At 73.8% G+C, this 6000-nt stretch carries 5 protein-coding genes; all 5 read left to right on the top strand.

Features of this window, described 5'->3' with window-relative positions:
* The first annotated feature begins 106 nt into the window (after positions 1–106).
* Positions 107–1777, top strand: coding sequence for a DUF3492 domain-containing protein (locus KBY47_RS32995; RefSeq protein ID WP_210927769.1), 1671 nt, complete (start codon positions 107–109; stop codon positions 1775–1777).
* Positions 1774–2859 (top strand): hypothetical protein, encoded by a 1086-nt coding sequence (locus KBY47_RS32990; protein ID WP_210927766.1) that lies wholly within the window; start codon positions 1774–1776, stop codon positions 2857–2859. Before KBY47_RS32995 ends, KBY47_RS32990 begins: the two co-directional genes overlap by 4 nt.
* A gap of 79 nt (positions 2860–2938) precedes the next feature.
* Entirely contained in the window at positions 2939–3988 is a 1050-nt protein-coding gene (locus KBY47_RS32985; protein WP_210927764.1) for an NAD-dependent epimerase/dehydratase family protein, read from the top strand.
* Entirely contained in the window at positions 3976–4719 is a 744-nt protein-coding gene (locus tag KBY47_RS32980) for a spherulation-specific family 4 protein (RefSeq protein ID WP_210927762.1), read from the top strand. Before KBY47_RS32985 ends, KBY47_RS32980 begins: the two co-directional genes overlap by 13 nt.
* 63 nt (positions 4720–4782) lie before the next feature.
* The gene (gene moeZ / locus KBY47_RS32975) at positions 4783–5961 is read left to right on the top strand and encodes an adenylyltransferase/sulfurtransferase MoeZ (RefSeq protein ID WP_210927760.1); all 1179 of its coding nucleotides are present in this window, start codon (positions 4783–4785) and stop codon (positions 5959–5961) included.
* Positions 5962–6000 lie beyond the last annotated feature (39 nt).

The following is a 6000-nucleotide window of genomic DNA, read 5'->3' as shown; positions in this document are numbered from 1 at the left end:
ACGGACAACCGTCCGTCGCGCCACCGCCTTGTCCGCATACGTTCGTCCCGCTGCGAGCCGTCGGGACCAACGGCGGCTCCCCATACGGGAGATCGGGGGTGCACCTGTGCGCATCGGACTGCTTACGGAGGGTGGTTATCCGTACCTGAACGGTGATGCCGGGCTCTGGTGCGACCGGCTTGTGCGCGGGCTCGGGCAGCACGAGTTCGATGTCTACGCGCTCAGCCGCAGCCGACGACAGGAGGACGAGGGCTGGGTTCCGCTGCCACCGCAGGTCAGACGGGTGCGCACGGGGCCGCTGTGGACGGTCGAGGACGACGGGGTGGTACTCGGCAGGCGCGCACGCCGGCGCTTCGCCGAGCACTACGACGAACTGGCGACCGCCCTCTGCGTCCCCGCCCCGGACTCCGCCACCCCTCAGGCGGACCGTTTCGCCAGTGCCCTCTACGGGCTCGCGGAACTCGCCAGCGACGAGGGCGGCCTCCCGGCGGCACTCCGCTCCGAGACAGCCGTGCGCGCCCTGGAACGCGCATGCCGCGCGCCCGGCGCCCGGCGTGCGGCACGCGAGGCGCGCGTCCCCGAACTGCTCGCCGTCGCCGCGCAGCTGGAGCGCGCCCTGCGGCCCCTGTCCTTCGACTGGTACGAGGACGACGGGCTCGGCGCGGTCGACCTGTGCCACGCGGCCTCCGGCGGCGCCGCCGCCCTGCCCGGACTGCTGGCCCGCCACTTCACCGGCGTACCCCTGCTGGTCACCGAGTACGGCGTACGGCTGCGGACCCACTACCTGGCCTCCGGCGCCGACGACACCGCCCCGGCCGTACGCGCCCTGCTCGCCGCCTTCCACGGCGGGCTCGCCGCCGAGGTCTACCGGCAGGCCGCCTGCGTCACCCCGGGCAACGCGCACGCCCGGCGCTGGCAGGAGCGCTGCGGCGCCGACCGCGCCAAGCTGCGCACCGTCTACCCCGGCATGGACGCCGCCCCGTTCGCCGAGGTCGGCGAGGGGTCCCAGCACGCGGACAACACCCTGACCTGGGTCGGCCGGATCGAACCGGCCAAGGACCTGGTCTCCCTGCTGCACGCCTTCGCGGAGGTCCGCAAGGCCGAGCCCGGGACCCGGCTGCGGATCGTCGGCGCCCCCACCGGGGCCGAGGGCGCGGCCTACCTCACCCACTGTCAGGCCCTCGCCACCCACCTCTTCCCGGACGAGGCCGAGGGACGGCACGCCGTCGGCGAGAACCCGGTGTCCTTCGAGGAGACCGACGCGTTCCCGAGCCCGGCCGAGGCCTATGCCTCAGGTGCCGTGATCGTCCTGTCCAGCGTCGTCGAGGGCTTCCCGGTGGGGCTGGTCGAGGCCATGCTCTGCGGCCGGGCGACCGTGTCCACCGACGTCGGCGCCGTGGTGGAGGTCATCGGCGGGACCGGGCTCGTAGTGCCGCCGCGCAATCCCGCGGCGCTCGCCGGGGCCTGCGTGGAGCTGCTGCGCGACCCCGAGCGCCGGGAGCGCCTCGGTGCCGCCGCCCGCGCCCGCGCCCTCGAACTCTTCACCGTCGAGCAGAACATCGCCGCCTTCCACGGCATCTACCTGGACATCGTCTCGCACAGCCCGGTCCGCCGGGTCGTCCTGGACGACACCGGCGAACCCCTCCCGTTCGCCGTCCCGGCCGAGGCCCATGTCCCCGGCCGCTGGGCCGGGCGACCCGCGCACCGCACCCCGGCGTGGGCACCCGGCCCACCGGTACGGGCGACGCCGGTATCCGCCAGAGAGGGAGCCCGATGAGCGAGCGCAGGACGGCTCCCGCCCCCCGCCACGGCGCCGTGGACCCGGTCAAGGCCCTGATGCACCGCCACCGCGACCTGTGCGAACGCGCCGTGGACCCCTTGGAGATCGCCGCCGCCCTGGAGGCCCACGGCGTCACCGACCGCACCGCGACCCGCTTCCGGCACCGGGACGTGTTCTCCCTCGCGGAGGAGATGTACGCCCGCGTCCCCCGCGACACCGAGCCCGCCACGAGCCCGCGGCCGCCCACCGCGCCCGACCCGCGACCGGCGGGGCTGCTGCGCGGTCTGCTGTTCGCCGCGCTCGCCGCCGCGGCCGTCACGGCACTGCACCTGACCGGGGGCGAGCCCCAACTGCTCCTGACGGCGGCCGCCCTGTTCACCGCCGCCCTGGCGCTGCGCGGCACCCTCTCCCCGACCAAGACCTTCTGCCTCCTCGCCTACGCCGCCCTGGGGGACGGCGTCCTCGGGGCCGTGCTCGCCGGAGGCCCGGACAGCATGCCCACCGGGCCCTCGGAAGGCTCCTGGCCGATCGCCACCGCCCCGCTGCTGGCCCTGGCGCTGGCGGGCGCCCCCGCGACCTGGTGCACCCACCTCTTCATCTCGGGAGCCCGTCGCAGGCTGGCGGCCAGCCGCGGCCTGGAGGACTTCACCAGCGCGGTCCGTCCCCTGCTGCTGGGCGTCATCGCCCTGTTCCTCACCGCCCTGACGGCCCTCCTCATCGCCTCCTCCGCACTGCTCGGTGAGCCCGCGGCCCACGCTCAGACCCTCACCCTCGGCGCACTCCTGCTCGTGGCGCGCCTCCTCGCCGCCCACGGCCGCAACCACGCCCCCGCCCTGGTCCTCACCGCCGCGGTGGCCTCCGAGGCGACCGCCGTGGCGAGCCTCCTGGCGTCCCGCCTGCCGGGCTGCGCCTTCCTGGCGACCCCTGTCGAGACGGTCGTGGAGACCTGGGGGCCCGCCGCCGTCCCGGCCCTCAGCTGCGGGGCCGCCGCACTGACCCTCCTCATCCACGCGACCCGCACGCTGACCCGGGCCAGCGCCCATGCCAGACCGGAGGGACCGGGGCCGAAGGGGCCCTGAGACCTCGAATCCCCCTCGGAGGAGAGCCCGACATGACCACCACCCACTCCGGAACCCCTCAACCCCCGGGAGCCCCACGATGAGAGTCCTGCTGATCGGCCCCAACGGCTACATCGGCCGCTTCGTCGCCGACCGTCTCCTCGCCGACCCGGCCGTCCAGCTCACCGCCCTCGGCCGGGGCGACGACGCCGACGTCCGCTTCGACCTGGCCTCCGGCAGCCCCGGCGCGCTCACCCGGTTCCTGGACGCGGTCCACCCCGGGGTGGTCATCAACTGCGCGGGCGCCACCCGCGGCGGTGCCCGCGAACTCACCCGCCACAACACCGTCGCCGTCGCCACCGTCTGCGAGGCCCTGCGCCGCAGCGGCTGCGGCGCCCGCCTGGTGCAGATCGGCTGCGCCGCCGAGTACGGCCCCAGCCAGCCCGGATCCTCCACGGCCGAGGACGCCGTCCCCCGCCCCGGCGGCCCGTACGGGGTCAGCAAGCTCGCCGCCACCGAACTCGTCCTCGGCTCCGGCCTGGACGCCGTCGTCCTGCGCGTCTTCTCACCCGCGGGCCCCGGCACCCCCGCCGGGTCGCCGCTCGGCCGCCTCGCCGAGGCCATGCGCCGGGCCATGCAGACCGGCGACGGCGAACTCAAGCTGGGCGGCCTGGGCGTCCAGCGCGACTTCATCGACGTCCGCGACGTGGCCCGCGCCGTGCACGCGGCGTCGCTCTCCGCCGCCCAGGGCGTCATCAACATTGGCTCCGGACGCGCGGTCCGCCTTCGCGACGCCGCGGCCGTCCTCGCCCGGGTGGCCGGATACGGCGGCGCCCTCCACGAACTCGACGGCCCCCCGGCCCCCTTGAGGTCGTCGCTCGCCCACTCCCTGGGCGGCGGCCACCCCTCCGGCCACGCCGCCCTCGGCCACGCTGTCGGCCACCCCCGCCCCGACCCGGACCACCCGGCCCCGGGGGCGACTCCGCCGCCCCACCCGCCGCAGGCGGCCGTGTACCCGTACCCCGACGGCTGCGGCAGCTGGCAGCAGGCCGATGTCCGCACCGCCCGCGACCGGCTCGGCTGGCGTCCTCGCATCAACCTCGAGGAGTCCCTGGCGGACATCTGGATGGAGGCGGCATGCCGCATCTGACCAGCACCAGAGCGAACCCGGCCGGTCTCGTCACCGGCACCGGCGTCGGAGTCCCCGGCTGCGCGCACCCCTTGGTCGCCCCCAGGGAGTGGGCCGACCTGGCCCGCCCGGGAGCCCCGCTGCACTGGGTCGTCCTGAACGTCGCCGACGGCCCCGGCACCCGCCTCGACCCGGACTGCCTCCAGGCGACGGCCCGCCTGCGCACCGCGGGCGTGCGCGTCCTCGGCCACCTGGACACCTCGTCGGCCACCGCGCTCCCCGGATCGCTCGCCGCCGCGCACCGCTACCTCGACTGGTACGGCGTGGACGGCTTCCTCCTCGACCGCTGCCCCACGGACCGCGCCGCGCTCCCGGAGATCCGCCGCACGGTCACCGCGCTGCGCGCCCTGCGTGACGATGCCCACATCGTCCTCGGCCACGGCACCCACCCGCACCCCGGCTACGCCGACCACGGCGACCAGCTCGTCACCTTCCGCGGGCGCTGGAGCGACTACCGCTGGTCCCAGGTGGCGGAGTGGACCGCCGACCATCCGCCCGAGCGGTTCTGCCACTTCGTGCACGGCGTGCCCCGCGGCCACCTGGAGGAGGCCTTGCGCATCGCCCGCTGGCAGGGCGCCGCGACCATCTACTTCACGGACCGCACGAACCGCGCCGGAGCGAGCCCCTGGGAGGCCATGCCCGGCTACTGGGACGAATTCGTCTCGCGGGTCGGGACAGGTGTCTCGGAATGAAAAAGGCCATGGCACTGTTACGGGAAGAACAACCGTAGTGATTGACCGACCAACGGAGTCCCCGTGTCGCTGCCACCCCTGGTCGAGCCCGCTTCCGAGCTCACCGTAGACGAGGTCCGCAGGTACTCCCGCCACCTGATCATCCCCGACGTGGGGATGGACGGGCAGAAGCGGCTGAAGAACGCCAAGGTGCTGTGTGTGGGCGCCGGCGGCCTGGGCTCGCCGGCGCTGATGTACCTGGCCGCCGCGGGCGTCGGCACTCTCGGCATCGTGGAGTTCGACGAGGTCGACGAGTCGAACCTGCAACGCCAGATCATCCACAGCCAGGCGGACATCGGCCGCTCCAAGGCCGAGTCGGCCCGCGACAGCGTGCTCGGCATCAACCCGTACGTGAACGTGGTCCTGCACGAGGAGCGGCTCGAGGCCGACAACGTGATGGACATCTTCAGCCAGTACGACCTGATCGTCGACGGCACCGACAACTTCGCGACCCGCTACCTGGTCAACGACGCGTGCGTGCTGCTGAACAAGCCGTACGTCTGGGGGTCCATCTACCGCTTCGACGGTCAGGCCTCCGTCTTCTGGTCGGAGCACGGCCCCTGCTACCGCTGCCTCTACCCGGAGCCCCCGCCCCCCGGCATGGTCCCCTCCTGCGCCGAGGGCGGCGTCCTGGGCGTGCTGTGCGCGTCCATCGGCTCCATCCAGGTCACCGAGGCCATCAAGGTCCTCACCGGCACCGGTGAGCCGCTGGTCGGCCGCCTGATGATCTACGACGCCCTGGAGATGCAGTACCGCCAGGTGAAGGTCCGCAAGGACCCCAACTGCGCGGTCTGCGGCGAGAACCCGACCGTCACGGAACTCATCGACTACGAGGCCTTCTGCGGCGTCGTCTCCGAGGAGGCCCAGGCGGCGGCCGCCGACTCCACGATCACTCCCAAGCAGCTCAAGGAGTGGATCGACGACGGCGAGAACATCGACATCATCGACGTCCGCGAGGTCAACGAGTACGAGATCGTCTCGATCCCCGGTGCCCGGCTGATCCCCAAGAACGAGTTCCTGATGGGCACCGCCCTGGAAGGCCTCTCGCAGGACAAGAAGATCGTCTTGCACTGCAAGACGGGTGTCCGCAGTGCGGAAGTCCTCGCGGTCCTGAAGTCCGCGGGCTTCTCGGACGCCGTCCACGTCGGCGGCGGCGTCATCGGCTGGGTCAACCAGATCGAACCGGACAAGCCGGTCTACTGACCAGCGCTCCTGGCCTGAACGGCGGGGGCTTCGAGCGCC

The sequence above is a fragment of the Streptomyces sp. B93 genome (assembly GCF_018070565.1).
Classification (GTDB): domain Bacteria; phylum Actinomycetota; class Actinomycetes; order Streptomycetales; family Streptomycetaceae; genus Streptomyces.
This window is presented reverse-complemented; position numbering and strand designations above follow the sequence as displayed.